This window comes from Acinetobacter sp. RF15B, assembly GCF_007558235.1.
In the GTDB taxonomy this organism is placed as follows: Bacteria; Pseudomonadota; Gammaproteobacteria; order Pseudomonadales; family Moraxellaceae; genus Acinetobacter; species Acinetobacter lwoffii_C.
The window spans coordinates 27,326-46,449 of sequence record NZ_VLSR01000020.1 but is presented as its reverse complement, the minus strand read 5'-3'; the positions used below and the strand labels follow the sequence as shown (position 1 = coordinate 46,449).

General features: G+C 45.4%; 11 protein-coding genes and 1 pseudogene. 3 read left to right on the top strand and 9 right to left on the bottom strand.

What is annotated here, in order from left to right:
• The 3 genes and pseudogenes from E2K74_RS12380 to E2K74_RS12370 form a co-directional block, all read left to right on the top strand.
• Positions 1–608: pseudogene (locus E2K74_RS12380) on the top strand (Fe/S-dependent 2-methylisocitrate dehydratase AcnD); the annotation flags it as partial.
• Positions 609–662: 54 nt separating this feature from the next.
• A complete protein-coding gene (gene prpF / locus E2K74_RS12375; RefSeq protein WP_151207947.1) occupies positions 663–1,838 on the top strand; it encodes a 2-methylaconitate cis-trans isomerase PrpF in 1,176 nt (391 codons plus the stop codon).
• 210 nt (positions 1,839–2,048) lie between these two features.
• On the top strand, positions 2,049–5,486 hold the full coding sequence (locus E2K74_RS12370) for a pyruvate carboxylase (RefSeq protein WP_151207945.1): 3,438 nt from the start codon (positions 2,049–2,051) through the stop codon (positions 5,484–5,486).
• Positions 5,487–5,670: 184 nt separating this feature from the next.
• On the opposite strand, the gene E2K74_RS12365 is transcribed toward E2K74_RS12370, so the two are convergent.
• The 9 genes from E2K74_RS12365 to purD all read right to left on the bottom strand — a co-directional run bounded on the left by E2K74_RS12365 (position 5,671) and on the right by purD (position 19,113).
• On the bottom strand, positions 5,671–7,680 hold the full coding sequence (locus tag E2K74_RS12365; RefSeq protein ID WP_171480681.1) for an esterase/lipase family protein: 2,010 nt from the start codon (positions 7,678–7,680) through the stop codon (positions 5,671–5,673).
• A 120-nt stretch (positions 7,681–7,800) separates the two neighbouring features.
• A complete protein-coding gene (locus tag E2K74_RS12360; RefSeq protein ID WP_151205434.1) occupies positions 7,801–8,733 on the bottom strand; it encodes an ABUW_2363 family tetratricopeptide repeat lipoprotein in 933 nt (310 codons plus the stop codon).
• Positions 8,734–8,852: 119 nt separating this feature from the next.
• On the bottom strand, positions 8,853–9,659 hold the full coding sequence (gene cysE / locus E2K74_RS12355) for a serine O-acetyltransferase (RefSeq protein WP_151207941.1): 807 nt from the start codon (positions 9,657–9,659) through the stop codon (positions 8,853–8,855).
• Positions 9,659–10,507, bottom strand: a complete 849-nt coding sequence (locus E2K74_RS12350) for an RNA methyltransferase (RefSeq protein ID WP_151207939.1) — start codon at positions 10,505–10,507, stop codon at positions 9,659–9,661. The genes cysE and E2K74_RS12350 overlap by 1 nt, the downstream gene beginning before the upstream one ends.
• A 33-nt stretch (positions 10,508–10,540) precedes the next feature.
• Positions 10,541–14,113: a DNA polymerase III subunit alpha gene (dnaE, locus tag E2K74_RS12345; protein WP_151207937.1), complete on the bottom strand. Its 3,573-nt coding sequence runs from the start codon at positions 14,111–14,113 to the stop codon at positions 10,541–10,543.
• Positions 14,114–14,411: 298 nt separating this feature from the next.
• Positions 14,412–15,107 carry a methionine ABC transporter permease gene (locus E2K74_RS12340; protein WP_151207935.1) on the bottom strand — a complete coding sequence of 232 codons (696 nt, stop codon included), beginning with the start codon at positions 15,105–15,107 and terminating at the stop codon, positions 14,412–14,414.
• The gene (locus E2K74_RS12335) at positions 15,104–16,129 is read right to left on the bottom strand and encodes a methionine ABC transporter ATP-binding protein (RefSeq protein WP_151207933.1); all 1,026 of its coding nucleotides are present in this window, start codon (positions 16,127–16,129) and stop codon (positions 15,104–15,106) included. The genes E2K74_RS12340 and E2K74_RS12335 overlap by 4 nt, the downstream gene beginning before the upstream one ends.
• 71 nt (positions 16,130–16,200) lie before the next feature.
• Positions 16,201–17,076 carry a MetQ/NlpA family ABC transporter substrate-binding protein gene (locus tag E2K74_RS12330; protein WP_151207931.1) on the bottom strand — a complete coding sequence of 292 codons (876 nt, stop codon included), beginning with the start codon at positions 17,074–17,076 and terminating at the stop codon, positions 16,201–16,203.
• A gap of 753 nt (positions 17,077–17,829) precedes the next feature.
• Positions 17,830–19,113, bottom strand: a complete 1,284-nt coding sequence (gene purD / locus E2K74_RS12325) for a phosphoribosylamine--glycine ligase (RefSeq protein WP_151207929.1) — start codon at positions 19,111–19,113, stop codon at positions 17,830–17,832.
• Between the last annotated feature and the right edge of the window lie 11 nt (positions 19,114–19,124).

Below are 19,124 nucleotides of genomic sequence, written 5' to 3'. Positions count from 1 at the left end.
AAGACTTCAACTCTTACGCAACGCACCGCGGTGACCATTTGACGGCGCAGCGTGCAACCTTTGCCAATCCGAAACTGTTTAATGAAATGGTGGTGCGTTCTGACGGCAGCATCAAACAGGGTTCAAAAGCACGGGTGGAGCCGGAAGGTGAAGTGATGCGGATGTGGGAAGCGATTGAAACCTATATGAACCGCAAACAGCCGCTGATCATTATTGCCGGCAAGGACTATGGTCAGGGTTCAAGCCGTGACTGGGCGGCCAAAGGGGTGCGTCTTGCCGGGGTGGAAGTGATTGTAGCAGAAGGGTTTGAGCGTATTCACCGTACCAATCTGGTCGGTATGGGAGTATTGCCGCTGGAGTTTAAACCGGGCACGGATCGTAAGACCCTGAAGCTGGACGGGACGGAGCTGTATAGCGTGATGGGGAATATTGCACCGCGTTCTGACCTGACTTTAGTGATTGAGCGTTCCACTGAGGATGGCAAGAATCAGATTATTGAAGTCCCGGTGACCTGTCGTCTGGATACTGAGGAAGAGGTGTCTGTCTATGAAGCCGGTGGAGTATTGCAGCGCTTTGCACAAGACTTTTTAGCAGCAAAAGCAGCCTGATGAATCAAACAGCCTAGAGCTATTCATGGGTCAAATAATTTTGAGGATGCTTAAATGGATCATAAGCCACAACTAAAAATTCCAGCCACTTATATGCGTGGTGGAACCAGTAAAGGTGTATTTTTTAAGCTGGATGATTTGCCGGAACAAGCTCAAATTGAAGGCGCAATAAGAGATCAACTCTTACTGCGCATAATGGGAAGCCCGGATCCTTATGGTAAACAAATTGACGGTATGGGCGGTGCAACATCGAGTACCAGCAAAACTGTCATTCTTTCTAAAAGCACTCAAGCAGAGCATGATGTCGATTATCTGTTTGGCCAGGTGTCTATAGATCAGCCTTTTGTAGACTGGAGTGGAAACTGCGGTAATTTAACTGCTGCGGTGGGGTCTTTTGCCATTTCGAATGGTCTGGTTGAGGCATCCCGTATTCCAGAGAATGGGATTTGTACTGTTCGAATCTGGCAGAAAAATATTCAAAAGACGATTATTGCACATGTGCCGGTTAGCAATGGCCAGGTTCAGGAAACGGGAGACTTTAAGCTGGATGGAGTAACTTTTCCGGCAGCTGAGGTGCAAATTGAATTTTTAGACCCGGCTGATGGAGAAGGCGACGATATGTTTCCTACCGGGAATGTGGTTGACCAGCTCGATGTTCCGGATATTGGCAGTTTTCAAGTAACCTTTATCAATGCCGGCATTCCCACTATTTTCTTAAATGCCAAAGATTTAGGCTACCACGGCACCGAATTACAAGATCATATTAATAGTAATGCCACGGCACTGGCACGTTTTGAAAAAATTCGTGCCCATGGCGCTGTCAAAATGGGATTGATTAAAGATATTTCGGAAGCCGCCACCCGCCAGCATGTCCCTAAAATTGCTTTTATTTCTGAACCGAAAAATTATACGACTTCAAGTGGTAAGCAGGTGTCAGAGGATGAGATTGATTTGCTGGTACGTGCTTTGTCGATGGGTAAACTGCATCATGCCATGATGGGCACTGCTGCAGTTGCGATTGGAGCAGCTGCTTGTATTCCCGGTACTCTAGTCAATTTGGCTGCCGGAGGCGGTGAACGCCATGCTGTCCGTTTTGGTCATCCCTCTGGCACATTACGCGTTGGCGCTCAAGCGAAGCAGCATCATGGTACATGGGTGATTGAAAAGGCCATCATGAGCCGAAGTGCGCGTGTGTTAATGGAAGGAAACATTCGCATTCCACCGCTATAAGTAGCGTTAACACCATTCAATATTCAATAGCTGGTTTTTTTAAATAAGCTAAACCGACCTATTGGCTGTATCAGATCAATAGTTGCAGGCTTGTTTATCGTTTAGCTGCTCTTGAATAATCGGTAGGAGAAAACCTGAAAATTCAAATTTTACCTTTTTGTCTTCAGCAAAATTTGAATCACTCAGGTATTAACAAATGCGTGAAGGAACATGAAACAAATTAATAAGATATTGGTTGCAAACCGTGGTGAAATTGCCATTCGTGTCATGCGTGCGGCAGCAGAGATGGGAATTCGTACCGTTGCAATTTATGCAGAAGAAGATAAATTTGCCCTACATCGCTTTAAATCAGATGAAGCTTATCGTGTAGGCGCAGGAAAAAAGCCCATCGCAGCTTATCTGGATATTGAAGATATTATCCGTATTGCACTGGAGGCCGGAGTCGATGCCATTCATCCTGGATATGGCTTCTTGTCTGAAAATCCTGAATTTGCTGAAGCCTGTAACCAAGCCGGAATTCGTTTTATTGGTCCTAAACCGCAAGTGATGCGTCAATTGGGTAATAAGGTGATGGCGCGCAATGTGGCGATTATTGCGGGTGTTCCTGTGATACCGGCAACCAAGGCCTTACCTGAAGGACTGGAAGACTGTCAACGGCTTGCTGCCGAGGTGGGTTATCCGCTGATGCTCAAAGCCAGCTGGGGCGGAGGCGGCCGCGGCATGCGGGTGGTTGAACAGGAAAGCGAGCTGGAAGAGGCGATTTTGGTTGCACGGCGTGAAGCCAGATCGGCATTTGGTAATGATGAGGTATATTTAGAGAAACTGATTCGTCAGGCACGGCATGTGGAAGTACAGATTTTAGGAGATATGCACGGTAATATCGTCCATCTGTTTGAACGTGATTGTACGGTACAGCGACGTAACCAAAAGGTCGTTGAGCGGGCGCCTGCACCTTATCTGTCTACTGAGCAAAGGAACAAACTGTGTGAAGCCGCTTTAAGGTTGGCTCGTGCTGTCGATTATACCCATGCTGGGACAGTTGAGTTTTTAATGGATGCTGAAACGGAGGCTTTCTACTTTATTGAAGTCAATCCGCGTATTCAGGTCGAACATACGGTTACTGAAGAAATCACCGGTATTGATATCGTCAAAGCACAAATCAAGGTGACTGAAGGCGCTAAAGTCGGAGATGGCAACAGCTTTATTCCATCTCAGCAACAAATCAGGTTATTAGGTCATGCGCTACAATGCCGCCTAACGACTGAAGACCCTAAAAATGGATTTATGCCGGACTATGGACGCCTGACAGCATTTCGTAGCGCCACCGGTTTTGGGGTGCGTGTAGATAGCGGAACCGCTTATACAGGTGCGGTGATTACTCCCTATTACGATTCTTTACTGGCCAAAGTGACAGTGCGTGGTGCGAGTAGTGATGAGGCCAATGCACGAATGCTACGCGCATTACGGGAGTTCCGTATCCGTGGCGTGTCTAATAATCTGGCATTTTTAGAAAATGTCATAATGCATCCTTTATTCACTCAAGGCACATGTACCACCCAGTTTATTGATACCACACATGACTTATTCCAGTTCAAACCGAAACAGGATCGTGCCACTAAATTACTGGAGTTTTTAGGCGATGTGACGGTAAATGGACAGCCGGAGCTAAAAGGCCGCTCACTTCCTGCTGCATTTCCAGCGCCCGCACAGTTACCGGCATTTCAACTGAGTCAGACAATTCCGACCGGAACCCGAGATCAATTTAAATTACTCGGTGCAGAAGGCTTTTCTGAATGGATGTTGAATCAAAAGCGTGTGCTGGTCACCGATACCACCATGCGTGATGCTCACCAGTCCCTGTTTGCAACCCGTATGCGTACGGCAGACATGCTGGTAATTGCACCGTATTATTCGCAGATGGCCAGCGAGCTGTTTTCGCTAGAATGTTGGGGCGGGGCAACCTTCGATGTGTCGATGCGTTTTTTAAAAGAAGATCCGTGGGAACGTCTGGCTCGACTACGTGAAGCTGTGCCGAACATTCTATTTCAAATGCTGCTCCGTTCATCGAATGCAGTGGGCTATACTAACTATCCAGATAATGTAGTTCGCCACTTTATTGCACAGGCAGCGCAAGGTGGTATCGACCTGTTCCGGGTATTCGATTCGCTGAATGCAGTCGACAATATGCGGGTGGCCATGGATGCGGTAAGAGAATCCGGTATGCTATGTGAAGCCGCAATCTGTTATACCAGTGATATTTTTGACCACAACCGCCGATATAACCTCAACTACTATGTTGAGATGGCAAAGCAATTGCAAAAGGCAGGGGCTAACATCCTGGCCATCAAAGATATGGCTGGTATATGCAAACCAGCTGCAGCACGTGAGCTGATCAAGGCATTGAAGGAAGAAACCGGATTACCGATTCATTTTCATACCCATGACACCAGTGGCATTGCTGCGGCCAGTGTTCTATCTGCCATTGATGCGGGTGTAGATGCGGTTGATACCGCTATGGATGCCATGAGCGGCCTGACTTCACAGCCCGGCATGGGATCGCTTGTTGCCGCACTAAAAAACACTGATCGGGATACCGGACTCAATCAAAACAACCTGCAACAACTTTCCACTTACTGGGAAGGCGTGCGTCATATCTATGCACCCTTTGAAGCAGATATGCGAGCGGGTACAGCCGATGTCTATCATCATGAAATGCCGGGTGGTCAGTATACCAATCTGCGTGAACAGGCGCGTTCGCTGGGCATTGAAGAACGCTGGTCGGAAGTCTCGAATGCCTATGCACAAGTCAACTTGCTGTTTGGTGACATTATTAAAGTTACCCCAACTTCTAAAGTGGTCGGGGATATGGCTTTGTATATGGTGTCCAACAATCTCAAGCCTGAAGACATTCATAATCCGGAGCTTGAGATTAATTTCCCTGAATCCGTAGTTTCACTGTTTAAAGGGGAGCTGGGGACACCGGCATCCGGTTTTCCGCAAGCATTACAGCACAAGGTCTTAAAAGGTACAGCGCCTTTAAGTGATCGTCCGGGTGCTGTTATGCCCTCTGTTCATCTGGAGAGTGAAAAAAACAGGCTTGAAAATCTCTTTGGTCAGGTGATCACCGAACAGGAACTGGCATCCTATCTCATGTATCCGAAAGTCTTTAGCGACTTTATGCAGCACAAACAGAAATATGGGACGACTTCAAGCATTCCCTCTTTAGCCTTCTTTTATGGCTTGAAAGAGCAGACTCCGGTTGAGATAGAAATTGAACGTGGTAAAACACTTGAAATTAAACTGTTGGGACGGTCGGAAGCAAAAGAGGGAATCATTGATCTGTTTGTGGAGCTGAATGGACAATTACGTCTGATTCAGGTGAGACAGGCGAATCAGAAAGAAACCAGCGCTCATCCACAAGCAGACCAGTCGAACCCGAAACATATCGGTGCTTCGATGTCGGGGATGATCAGTACGGTTCCTGTAAAGTCCGGTCAGTCTGTGAAAAAAGGCGATACATTATTTACCATTGAAGCCATGAAAATGGAGCTTGCGATTAAGGCTGAACAAGATTGTCAGATTGAGCAAGTTTTAATGAACCCTGGTAAACAGGTGAGAAATATGGATTTAGTCTTGGTGGTCCATTAAAAAGCTAAAAGTATAGGGGGATCAGCTATCCCCCTATACTCCCTCTCTTTCATACATCGTTTTGCCCAAGCCTACATGATCAATTTTATAGTTTGGTTGAAGCTCAAACCAGATTTATCATTCTAGTAGGTGAATATTAACCCAAAAAAGAGCCGCCTATAGGCAGCTCTTTTAATTTAACCGATCATTGATCAGGATGGTACAGACCTAAATCGACCAGATGTAATCTGAGCAGTCGGCGTAGCTCAAGCACTGCTTCCGGAGTCTCCTGAATCGAATGGCCGCCCTTGATCGTTTTACTGGAAGCCGCCCCTTCAAGATAGGCACTTTGATAAGACACAATACCATCAGACATGTGATTCACATCCTCACTGTCCGTTGTATTACCGATGATGGAGTGAAATTTAAAACCCGGAGGAGGTTGAATGCCTTTGGTCAGAGTCATAAATCTTGAATTTTCACTCAAATCGCTAGGCCCATTCTGAATCAGCTCATGGCCCATTTCATGGACAAAATCACTTAAACCAACTTCACCTTGGACTGTATCAGCAAAAGCCCCTAGAAAAGCACTTGGAATACGGATAATCTTACGGGCCAGCTTTGTATGCCAACGGTCTGCATATTCGGTTCCTTCATGCGGAGTCGCCAAGAAAATGGCACGACTGAAATTTGGAATAGGCCGCATTTCTAAACGTGCTTTAAATAGAGGATTATTGCGGAACTTGATCAGCTGAGTGTTTTTCACAGTGTTAAATGCAGACTGACTGATATCTGCCTGGCTGACCAATAAGCGGGAAATAACACCGCCCATACTATGTCCGACCAGCACCGCTTCCTTCTTGGCGGGTGCATGATTGTTGAGACGGGAAAAACTTTGCTGGAGCAGGGCATAAATCTGGTAACGGCTTTCCAGAATTGGCATATTGGTGGAGTAAAACACCTGCCAGACCTGAAAGTTTTCTCTTAAAACCGGATCACCCATAATGTCGTTAGTCAGACGAATCCAGGCTTCCGGACTGCTGGCCAAGCCATGAATTAAGACCAGAACTTTTTTGTTGGGATTATAAGGCTCCAGCATATACAGATGCGGCATCATCAGATTGTCATCACGATCAATCAGCGTCAGATAGGCCATACGCCCGAGATTGTTTTCCGCCAGCCAGAGACCGTAAGGAGCAGAAAAATTTGCAGCTAAAGCATATTCTTTATTTGCGACCTTAATTTTTTCATATTTATAAGGATCATAAAGATTCAAGTTAAAATGAGAGCTATTTAAAATCTGCTCAACAGAATGGGTGAATTGCGGAATAGCAGTAATGGTTGTCGCCAGATAGCGTGCCGAATGAATGTTCGGGTTAAAACCATTGCGGTATTGATGTTTTAGCGGATCAGCCAGATACTTTTTGTCTTCTTGCGAGGTTTTTTCTTCCGGCAAGACTGCGAGAAATTCGGAACCAAAACCATCACGGCGGGTAATCGAACGTAAGCCGAAAAAGTTCATGTTATAGGTGGACATCAACTTTTCAATCGACTGATTTTTCAGCTGTGGGAAATTGTCCAGATTAAGGGTATAGACACTCTTGCCCACCTGCAGGCGCTGGCCGGCTTCTTTACTTTCATGCCGCTCGGCATAAATATGAATCAGATGTGCGATTGCGAGGTTATAAAAATCCCGGATTTGGACCTGCCGGTTATCAAAAATCCGTTCCTGTGGTGCACGCTCAGTCTGAAATAGGTAGGCATAGCTGTAGCGAATGCTTTTATCCAGCATCAGTAATTGCTGTTCCTGACATTGTTGCTGGTTCTGCTTGTAAAGTTGCTGTTTTTCTTCAGAACGGGTTTTCGCCAGGGCGCTGGTGGTACATTCTGCCGATTTGCCAAGTTGCAAAGATTTAGCCAGATATAATTCACTCGAAGTAGAAAGTAATTGCTCATCCAGAATCTGCGGGATTTTTTTCAGCTCTGCCACACATTCGTCAGGTTGATCCATACAGATTTGTGCCTCTCGTCCGGTCATGGACAAAACATTCAGACTGGCTTCACTGAGTTTATCTCGGGTCAGAATACTGTCGCGCTCATTGCTAATCGAGACATTAATTGCCTGCTCCTTAACACTGACGACCTGACAGCCACTGAGTAGGCTACTCATGACCAGGGTGCACAGCAGAAGCTTTTTAGTTATTTTTTTATGCATACCGTTTGCAGACTCATTTAAATTCTTGAAACCATAATATTCTGTATTCTACTGATTTTTCCATAAAAATAGACTGCCGTAGCAGTCTATTTTTATGAGAGGTTTAAAAGAACAAGCCGATCATTGCGTCTTGGCAGCTGGTGCAGGCGTTGCAGTTTGCATCACTTGCCAAACGTTCCAGCGGCCGTTTTTCTCCACCTCCATGATCAGGCGGTCTGCAACTTCAGCTTCTTGCGGATATTTGATTTTGTAATTTTTCAACGTTTGGATCGCGTTTTTCTTCTGCTCCAGGGCAATATAATTATTTGCTGCCGACAGATAGGCTTCCTGCACACCAGCCTTCATGGCCTTGTCCAGATATGGAATTGCTTCACGGTGACCACCCCCTTCAGACAAGCCAAAGCCAAACCAGAAATTCACTTCAGGATCATCCTGATTCAGGCGAAGAATGCGCTGTGCATAGGTCAGGGATTTCGTGGTATAGACAGAACCCAGATCCAGGTTACGCGCCATCACACTGGCTTTAAAGGCACGCATCAATACATCGAAAGAGGCATTTTCACGTGCGGCGAGCGTATCCAGATGCTGGGAAACTTCACGTAATTTTGCTTCAAAACCACGACGTTCCTGACGGTCCGTAAAGCGAGGCGGATAATGGCGAGCCTTGCCTTCGACCATTTGCAGAAAATCATCCACCTCTGTAATGTCGATCTCATTGTCCTGTGCAAGAGTGGCATAATGCAGGGAAGAGGCCTTGCTGTCGACTAATGGAATGATCAGCTTATTGACATCTAGCGTGATCTTTTTAGAGGGATCATTCGGGTCGCTCACAACCATTTTGGTCACAGGTTGGGCTGCAGCTTTTTGCAGATGGACTTCAAACGGAGGTGGTTCGTTATAGTTGAAAGGATTTAAAGCATAAAATGGTGGTGTAAGTGCTGGTTCTACAAATACAATTGCATCTGTCGCTTTCTGTGCTGGTTTCTGTGACATGGTTGAACATGCAGTTAAAGTCAGGGTTAAGCAAGCAAGCGCCAAGGGCTTAAGAGTCATAATATCCGTCCATTTGTGTTATTTTTTAAAATAGCTGGTTTAAAAATCACATGATCGCCAGTCTATGAAAACTGTTAGAATCATGCAAGTCATTGCATGTTACAAAGTTAAGCGTATGGTCAGGCTTTGGACTGACTGCTTTGTGCTTCACATTCCCGTCGTGCTTCTTCCAGAATTGCAAGCTCTTCCTTGCTCAAAGGTGATTCATCAAGTGGCTTTTTAAACGATGGATCAAGCAGAGACAGGCGGTTGCATAAGTTATTCATGCGTTTTTCATTTTGCTGAATTCGATCCAGCAGTACACGCATTCCTTCCAGAATCGGATCAGACTGCTCTTCAGTGGCTGCATAAGGCAGAAAGCCAATACTCTCTGCATAGTCACGACGGCGACTTTCGCTATCATTTTTTGGTTTGTCTTTGGTAATGAAACGTGCCGGGTTACCGACTGCCGTTGTATTGGCTGGTACCGGCTTGGTCACTACGGCATTAGAACCGACCTTGGCATTTTTACCGACAGTGAAAGGGCCCAGAATTTTTGCTCCGGCCCCCACCACCACACCATCTTCCAGGGTAGGATGACGTTTCCCTTTGTTCCAGGTCGTACCCCCCAGTGTTACCCCATGATAAAGCGTGACATCATCACCAATTTCTGCAGTTTCCCCAATGACCACGCCCATGCCATGATCAATAAAAAAGCGGCGGCCAATTTTTGCCCCCGGATGAATTTCAATTCCTGTGACAAAGCGGCTAAATGAAGACAGGGCACGCGCCGTTCCTTTACAGTCTTTGTTCCACAGTTCATGTGCCATGCGATGCATGATCAGGGCATGAATACCAGGGTAGGTGGTTAAGACTTCGAGTGTATTGCGTGCTGCAGGATCGCGCGCAAAGACAGCTTTTATATCTTCTTTGAGCTGTTTTAGCATTAGTTTTGATCCTCATTCTGTTGTAATGTCTTTGAAGATTTTTTCCAAGTCCCGTTATTTAGAGCCTGAACACGACTAAAAATACCACGAAGTAAATGATATTCCATACGATCTAATTGTATACGTCCAAAAAGGCGACGCAAGCGTAAAGGCAATAATCTGGGATTTTTTGGATCCATAAATTCAATTTCTGCCAACATTTTTTCCAAATGCGGATAGAACTGCTCCATGTGCTCATGTGTCACCAGCGGCTCGTCCCATTGCATTTCAATACCATCAATCACTTGCATGGTGGCTTTAGGATCTTGTGGATGTTCAACCTGTTCCATGGCTGCCATACGAAGTTCATAGCAAATAATTTGAATCGCCTGAGCGACGTTCAAAACACCATAATCCTTATTCACAGGAATGGTTAAGTGATAATTGGCCATCGCCAATTCTTCATTGGTCAGCCCCCGATCTTCACGACCGAAGATAATCGCAACCTCATTCTGCTCTTGTGTAACCGCAGTGAGGGCTTTGCTTGCAGCTGGCCTGACATCCAGCAAGGGCCAGGGAATGGTGCGGCTGCGTGCGCTGGTACCGAATACAATCTGGCAGTCTTTAATGGCATCTTCAAGGGTTTCTACAATTTCGATCTGCTCGATCAGGTCAGTTGCGCCCGCGGCCAGCGCGTCAATATCCGGATGCGGATAGGTTTTCGGTGCCACCAGAACCAGCTTGGACAGGCCCATGGTTTTCATGGCGCGTAAGGCACTGCCAATGTTGGCAGGTAAGGTGGTATTGACCATGACAATACGCACATGGGAGAGATGTGCTGAAACGGTAGCATTGTCAATTTGACTCATGAACTTTCCAATTGTGAATGTTTTTAAATGAAATTACGAATATTGGGCCTGATTTTCCGCCTGATACAGGTCCATAGCATCCTCGATGCTCATATCGGCAGGTGGTGGCGGCACTTCGACAGGCTTGGCTTCTTCATAAGAGACGGCTCTGGCCGCTTTGGACTTAACTTGATATTCAATATGAATGGCCGATTTACCAAAGTAATCACGCAGCTTTATGAGCAGTTCATCCAGCGGCGCAACTTTCCAGTTGAGGCCCAAATGCAGTTCAGTACTGGCATAGTCATAATCCAGATATAAAATCACCGGAATATGCGTGCTCATGTCTACATCCGTATAAAGCTGTAAGATCTGCTGTAAATCACGTGCCAGTGTTTTGCTCTGGTGTTCAGCAGTCAGGGTGATTTTAATACTGTTAGCACGTTTCTGACGGATTTCATTTAAGCTAAAAGCTTTGGTCAAGCGGCCCAGTGGGCGGTCAAAACCTTCACGCTCATAAATTTCGCCTTCAATGACTACCACTTTGTCGACCTGGACAATCTCTTTAAAGCGCTGGAAACGTTCATGGTTGGTAGAAATTTCAATACGTGACGTACCATCATCCAGCGTAACCATCATCCGGTTCGGGAAGTTCGCCACATCTACCACCAGCCCGGCAAAGACCGTGGTTACGCCACGGCGTGTGGGGGTTAATTCATTAATTTGTGCAGGCACAAAGGCTTTCAGTTCATTGCGGTAGACATCAATCGGATGACCGGTCAGATACAGGCCGAGCGTGTCTTTTTCACCTTTAAGACGGACTTCATCTGACCAGGGTTTGACCGGTTTAGATGGCTTGCGCTGAACTTCTTCAACTTCACCAAACAGGTCCATAATGCCAGTTTCACGGTTTGAACGTGCCTGTTCTGCTGCCTGAACGGCTTGAGGCAGTTGTACCATCAAATCTGCACGTTCAATTCCCAGACAGTCCAGTGCGCCCGCACGGATCAACGCTTCCAGAGTTCGTTTATTGATTTTCTTCAGGTCGATCCGGTGACAGAAATCAAACAGGTCTTTATAAGGGCCTTGCTCGTTACGTGAGTTGATCACCGATTGCATTGCCGCTTCGCCCACGCCTTTAATCGCGCCTAGACCATACACAATAGTTTTTTCATCAATGGCATGGAATTGGTAAATCGACATATTGACCGAAGGTGGTAACACTTCCAGATTGTTTTTACGGCAGTCGTCAATCAGGAAGACCACGTTATCGGTGTTCTGCATTTCCGAGGACATGACTGCTGCCAGAAACTCAGCCGGATAATGGGCTTTTAACCAGGCAGTCTGATAGGCCACCAAAGCATAAGCAGCCGCATGTGATTTGTTAAAACCATAGCCGGCAAACTTTTCCATATAGTCAAAGATATGGTTGGCGGTGGCTTCATCAATATCTTTTTTTGCAGCGCCTTCAATGAAGATTTTACGCTGTTTGACCATTTCTTCAGGCTTTTTCTTACCCATTGCCCGGCGCAGCAAGTCCGCACCGCCCAAGGTATAACCGGCACAGTACTGCGCAGCCTGCATCACCTGTTCTTGATACACCATAATTCCGTAGGTCGGTTCCAAGACACCTTCCAACAGGGGATGCAGATATTCAAAATCGCCACCATGCATCCGGTGAATAAAGTCAGGAATCAGATCCATCGGACCAGGACGGTATAAAGATACAAAGGCAATAATTTCTTCGAACTTACTAGGACGCGCCTCTTTCAGCATCTTTTTCATGCCGACAGATTCAAACTGGAAGACGGCGGTGGTGTTGGCATTAGCAAATACGAGGTAGGCGTCTTTGTCATCTAGCGGGATATAGGCAATATCCAGCGGTTTTTCACTCTGAATGCGTTTATTGATGTTCTTGACCGCATCTTCAATCACGGTCAGGTTACGCAAGCCTAAGAAGTCAAACTTCACCAGACCGGCAGATTCAACATCGTCCTTATCGAACTGTGCCACGCGTCCGGTACCATCAGCATCGCACATGACCGCAGAGAAATCGGTAATCTTGGTCGGTGAAATGACCACACCACCGGCGTGTTTACCGGTATTTCGGGTAATGCCTTCAAGTTTGAGAGCCATTTCCCAGATCTCAGAAGCATCATCATAGTCAGGATTCGAGGGATTGGTCACCACATCCTTGAGTTGGGGTTCGGCTTCCAGCGACTCTTCCAATGTTAGACCCAACGGTTTGGTTGGAATCAGTTTAGAGATCCGATCTGCCAGACCATAAGATTTGCCTAGTACCCGTGCGACGTCACGAATTGCCCCTTTGGCAGCCATGGTACCGAAGGTTGCAATCTGGGACACCGCGTCACGGCCATAAGTGCGTGCAACATAGTCAATCACCCGGTCACGACCAGTAATACAGAAGTCTACGTCAAAATCGGGCATTGACACACGTTCCGGATTCAGGAAGCGTTCAAACAGCAGCTCGTAGCGTAACGGATCCAGGTCGGTAATTTTTAAACTATAGGCCACCAGTGAACCCGCACCTGAACCACGACCCGGGCCTACCGGTACGCCGTTGCTCTTGGACCATTGAATAAAGTCCATGACGATCAGGAAGTAGCCAGGGAAACCCATCGAGTTAATGATGTTGATTTCATATTCAATCCGCTCATCATAAGGCTTACGGATTTCTGCCCAGTGCTCGTCACGCTCTGCAGGCGGATAAAGGAAGTCCAGACGCTCTTCGAGACCTTCTTTAGACAAATGTGCAAAGTAAGTATCAATGGTATGACCTTCAGGGATCGGATAATCCGGCAGAAAGTATTTGCCCAGTTGCAAGGTTACATTACAGCGCTTGGCAATATGGTAGGTGTTTTCAATTGCTGCAGGAATATCCGAGAAAAGTTCGGTCATTTCCTCGGCAGATTTAAAGTACTGTTCAGGTGAATAAGTTTTGGGACGGCGGTTATCGCCCAGAACATAGCCATCTGCAATACATACACGCGCTTCATGTGCTTCAAAGTCATTGCGGGTCATAAAATGCACATCATTATGTGCCACGACCCCAATATTGTACTTTTTGGCCAGCTTAACCGCCTCAAGAATGAAGTTATCTTCATCTGGACGATTGGTACGGCTAAGTGCTAAATAGACACGATTCCCAAATTTTTCAATCCATTCTTCTAATAGTGGTTCAGCTTTTTGTGGATTGGAGGTAATAAGCATTTTTCCAACATCGGACTGTATGCCAAGCAGGGCAATCATGTCGTCGGACTGCTCCAGAATCCATTCTTTTTGTATGCACGGAATGTCCAGTTGCTGTCCGCGAATAAAGCCTTCGGAGACCAGCTCAGTCAGGTTACGCCAACCTTTATTGGTCATGGCCAGTAAGGTCATACGATGTTCGGCATCATTCAGGCGAATTTCTGAACCTAAAATCGGTTTAATGCCTTTGCCTAGGCATTTTCCATAAAATTTTACTGCGGCATGCAGGTTGGACAAGTCGGTGAGAGCAAGGGCAGGCATTTGCTCTTTCTCAGCAGCTTTGACTAAATCAGGTATACGTACGATGGATTCAGTAATCGAAAATTCTGTATGAATACCAAGATGAACAAAGTGCATAAATGAGTCCCTGCAAAAACCGCTCGATAGTTTAACATGGGATTTATTGTTGCAGTTTGAAATTGATGGGAAATGCTGAACTTTTAATTTAATTGAGCGGCTTATTTTTCTTTAGTCTTGAAAAATGAGCAACGCGGTTGGGTGCACTCATAAAAAACTTTTCTTAGTTTGCTGAGATCTTATTATATTACCCGCCAACGAGCCATGATCCATATATGAACTGTCAACCGGGCTGAATATGTCCTGCAGCGTTATAGGTGAGAAATAAAACCCTCCGAAGAGGGCTGAACTATAATTTTTATCTTAACCGCGATAGCCAGTCACCGATACTTTGAACAATCTGGACCAGAATCAATAAGACAATCACCGTCATGATTACCACAGACGTGTCAAAACGCTGATAACCATACGAAATAGCTAAATCACCAATACCACCAGCACCAACGGCCCCGGCCATCGCTGTCGCACCAATCAGGCTAATGGTTGCAGTGGTCAGATTGAGAATCAGGGAGCTACGGGCTTCGGGCAGGACAAATTTGAAAATAATCTGCATTGGAGTTGCACCCATCGCCTGTGCAGACTCAATAATGCCTGCATTTACTTCCAGCAACGAGGTTTCAATCAGGCGGCCAATATAAGGCCCGACATAAATGGTTAGTGGTACAATCGCTGCCCAAGTACCAATAGATGTTCCCACAATCCACTTGGTCAGCGGGATGACTGCAATCAGCAGAATAATAAACGGCAAGGAGCGAAGCGCATTCACAATTGGATTTAAACCGTGATAAATCACGCGATTTGGCAGAATGCCGTCCGGACGGGTTAGCAGTAAAATAATGGCCTGAACAAAGCCCCAGATACAGCCAAACAGCATGGCGAAAAATACCATGTGAAAGGTTTCCTGCAAGGCTGTGACGAACTGGTCCATGGACAGGGAGCTTTTCCAGAAAGGGGCAGTCAGCGTCGTCAACCACTGTACAATCAAATCTCTCATGCTTGTATTCCTGCTTGTGATACCTGCACACCTTGATCTTCCAGATATTGCAGGGCAGCGTTAATTTCAGTGCCATCGCCGGAGAGTTGAATAAACATCTGTCCAATCACGGAGCCATTAATTTCGGTCATATTGGCAAACAGAATATTCAGGTTAATATTGAACTGTCTGATCACCGCTTGAATCACGGTTTCCTGCGCTGAACTGCCGAGAAATTTTAAACAATAAATACTCTGCTGATTCTGATTTTCCAGATTGTTTAGAATATTCACAGGCAAATGCTGCTGTAAAACGGTCTGGATAAAGCCTCGGGTGGTCGGATGCTGCGGTTGACTGAAGATCTGCAAGGTAGAGCCGGTTTCAATCACATCACCTTTTTCCATTACGGCCACATAATCACAGATTGATTCAATCACATCCATTTCATGCGTTACCATCACAATCGTGATGCCTTGCTCTTCATTGATTTTTTTCAGGAGTTGTAATACGGATTTTGTGGTTTGTGGATCAAGTGCGGAAGTCGCTTCATCACAGAGTAAAATTTTAGGATGATTGGCAAGGGCGCGTGCAATACCGACACGCTGTTTTTGACCCCCGGAAAGCTCATCGGGATAGGCATTACGCTTATGTTTTAGATCAATAAAATCCAGTAATTCTTCCAGACGTTTTTCACGCTCATCCTTGTTCCAGCCCAGAAGTTTCATCGGCATTTCAATATTGGCCGCCACCGTTTGGGTTTGCAGTAAATTGAAATGCTGGAAAATCATCCCGATACCTGCACGTTCTTGACGCAATGCTTTCGCATCCAAGGCCGTAAAATCTGTACCATTGATAATAACTTGTCCCGAGCTTGGACGTTCTAGCAGGTTAATCAGGCGAATTAATGTACTCTTGCCTGCGCCACTATATCCAATAATGCCAAAAATACTGCCTGTCGGGATCTGCAGATTGATCTGATTCAGGGCATGCAAGGTTTGACCTTTCAGCTCATACTGTTTGGAAATATTTTTAAATTCAATCATAGTGTCAAAAATTGCATTGCCAGCAAAAAACAGGCAAGAAAAGCTTGCCTGTTTTTATATTGGGTAAAATATTACTGAGCTTCGGTCAAATAAGTAACGGGTTTGTTGACCGCGACTTTTGTGCCACCAAAGTGTTCATCAACATAGGCTTTCACAGCAGGAGTATGATACAGTGCGCCCACTTTTTGAAGTGCCGGGTCGTTCTGACGGTCTGCTGCCACCGCTAAAACATTCACATTCATTTTAGTGCTTTGATCAATTGGCTCATAGTAAATCGCATCTTTTAAGACGTTTAAACCGCCTTCCATCGCCAGAGTATTACCTAAAACAATCGCATCTACTTCGTCTTTTACGCGAACTGCAGTCGCCATTTGAATCGGTTTGATGACAATCTGCTTGGCATTTTCAGTCACATCGGCCGTGGTGCCTTTGACATAGTCAAATTCAGGTTTAAGTTTCACCAGACCGGCAGACTGTAATAGCAGGAGGGCGCGTGACTCATTTGCACCATCATTTGGAATGGCAATGGTGGCACCGGTTTTAAACTCATCCAAGGATTTTACCTTGCTGGAGTAAATCCCCATAGGCTCTAAATAAGTAGTCGCGAGCGGGGCGATTTTTTGTGTATTAGCATCATTATATGCCACCATATAGGCATAGGACTGGAATGCGTTTAGGTCAATTTCTTTATTGGCAACCGCAGTATTCATGGCAACATAGTCGGTAAAATTTTTTACATCCAGCTTGAGACCTGCTTGCTTGGTTTCCGGCAATGTTGCAATGTAGCGCCAGATGTCGGCATCTGAACCGGTAGATGCCAGCGTTACGGTTTGCAGTTCACCGGAGTTTTTAGCTTGAGCAGCATCACTGTCAGGAGCTTGCTGTTTGCTACACGCAGTTAAAGTGAATACAGATGCACTCAATAAGACACCCAGTAACTTTTTCATAAAAAATATCCTAATTCTTTGTTGCCTAAAGTATAAGCACTTTTAAGTCGTATTAAAGCAGCGTTTTATCGCGATCCTGCTTGAAAGTAAATCAGAATATGCACGGTATTTGCCTGAAGCATACATCTAAAGTTTCCAGCATCTACCCGATGAGCATCAAGCAGTCGTGTACCTTCTTTTGTATTAAAACTGGAGAGAGCCGCCTTTCAATGGTCGCCATCATAACAATAAAGCTATATTCAGAATAGTGAAGTGAAAATGCGATCTTATCTATTTAGTAGAATAAGGGTTAGAGGTTTCAACTAAAAAATCAATAAATACAAAGTATTATTTTTATTGAAAATCGGCAGGCTAAGTCATGGTTTAATTTATGATCTTTATAAGATTTTATCCAATCTAAATCATAAAAACGGATATAAGAGGCTTGGAACCACCTGTTTTTATTGTTTTTATCTGCAAAATATATTTTATGTTTATGACGCTGTAGGAAGCATGCTGCTCATAAATCAATTCTACAGGGGGTGAAAATATATTTAAGAAATGCTGGATGCGTAAACGTCGAGAGTGATCAAATTTTTAAACTTGCTAGACGCCAGTTTTTGTCATCAACGCTTTGGATCAAAGGTGGAAGAGGGAAGACTGATAAAATTTATAGTGATAAAAATATAAAAAATAATGCACAAAATCCAAATCTGGAACGATAAAAAGCCCTATATAAAATAGGGCTTTTACAATTAACGATTATAGAAAATATTAAGTATTTTCACGCGCAATCGCACGGTAGCCAATATCCTTACGGTATTGAACACCGTCAAAAGTGACTTTTTCACACAGTTCCAAAGCTTTGGCTTGTGCTTCACCAATGGTATTGCCCAGTGCAGTTACACAAAGTACACGGCCACCAGCTGTCACAATTTCACCCTTCTCATTGGCTTTAGTACCTGCATGGAAGACTTTGGCATCGGCCATTTCAGTGTCTAGGCCTGAAATCACATCACCATTGCTTGAAGTTTCCGGATAGCCACGTGACGCAAGTACGATACCGACAGTTTTACGCTCATCCCAGTCAGCTTCTGCTGGCAGCTTGCCTGCAAGACCTGCTTCCACCAGTTCCACCAAAGAAGATTTTAAGCGCATCATGATTGGCTGGGTTTCAGGGTCACCAAAACGGCAGTTGAATTCAATCACTTTAGGTTGGCCTTGCTCGTCAATCATCAGACCCGCATACAGGAAGCCTGTGTACGCATGTCCATCCGCTTTCATGCCATCAACGGTTGGGCGCATGACTTCTTTCATGGTTTTTTCGAAAACGTCAGCTGTCACTACAGGTGCAGGAGAGTAAGCGCCCATACCGCCCGTGTTCGGCCCCTGGTCACCTTCAAAAATGCGTTTGTGATCTTGTGAGGTTGCCATTGGCAGGATGTTGTCACCATCAATCATACAAATGAAAGAGGCTTCTTCACCCGCAAGGAATTCTTCAATAACTACACGAGAACCGGCATCGCCAAACTTGTTGCCCGCCAGCATGTCATCAATTGCAGCAAATGCTTCTTCGTTGGTCATCGCTACGATTACGCCTTTACCGGCTGCCAAGCCATCTGCCTTGATCACAATTGGCGCACCATTTTTTTCAACAAAGGCTTTGGCAGCGTCAACTTCTGTAAATACGTCATAGAAAGCAGTTGGAATGTTGTGGCGTTTTAAGAAGTGCTTCGCAAATGCTTTAGAGCCTTCAAGCTGTGCTGCAAATTGCGTTGGACCCCAGATTTTAAGATCAGCAGCGCGGCACGCATCTACGACACCATTCACAAGTGGTGCTTCTGGACCTACGATAATCAGATCAACCGCATTATTTTTAGCAAAGTCGATAATTGCAGCATTGTCTAAAATGTTTAATGCAACATTTTCGCATTTTGATTCGGTTGCAGTCCCGGCATTACCTGGCGCAACAAAAACTTTAGCAACTTTTTTATCTTGTGCGATTTTCCATGCTAAAGCATGTTCACGACCGCCGTTACCCAAAACTAAAATATTCATCGGTTCATACT

Bases quoted from the DNA above. Each gene is read 5' to 3' on its own strand.
- prpF (WP_151207947.1), top strand. From the start codon at position 663: ATGGATCATAAGCCACAACTAAAAATTCCAGCCACTTATATGCGTGGT.
- E2K74_RS12370 (WP_151207945.1), top strand. From the start codon at position 2,049: ATGAAACAAATTAATAAGATATTGGTTGCAAACCGTGGTGAAATTGCC.
- E2K74_RS12365 (WP_171480681.1), bottom strand. From the start codon at position 7,680: ATGCATAAAAAAATAACTAAAAAGCTTCTGCTGTGCACCCTGGTCATG.
- E2K74_RS12360 (WP_151205434.1), bottom strand. From the start codon at position 8,733: ATGACTCTTAAGCCCTTGGCGCTTGCTTGCTTAACCCTGACTTTAACT.
- cysE (WP_151207941.1), bottom strand. From the start codon at position 9,659: ATGCTAAAACAGCTCAAAGAAGATATAAAAGCTGTCTTTGCGCGCGAT.
- E2K74_RS12350 (WP_151207939.1), bottom strand. From the start codon at position 10,507: ATGAGTCAAATTGACAATGCTACCGTTTCAGCACATCTCTCCCATGTG.
- dnaE (WP_151207937.1), bottom strand. From the start codon at position 14,113: ATGCACTTTGTTCATCTTGGTATTCATACAGAATTTTCGATTACTGAA.
- E2K74_RS12340 (WP_151207935.1), bottom strand. From the start codon at position 15,107: ATGAGAGATTTGATTGTACAGTGGTTGACGACGCTGACTGCCCCTTTC.
- E2K74_RS12335 (WP_151207933.1), bottom strand. From the start codon at position 16,129: ATGATTGAATTTAAAAATATTTCCAAACAGTATGAGCTGAAAGGTCAA.
- E2K74_RS12330 (WP_151207931.1), bottom strand. From the start codon at position 17,076: ATGAAAAAGTTACTGGGTGTCTTATTGAGTGCATCTGTATTCACTTTA.
- purD (WP_151207929.1), bottom strand. From the start codon at position 19,113: ATGAATATTTTAGTTTTGGGTAACGGCGGTCGTGAACATGCTTTAGCA.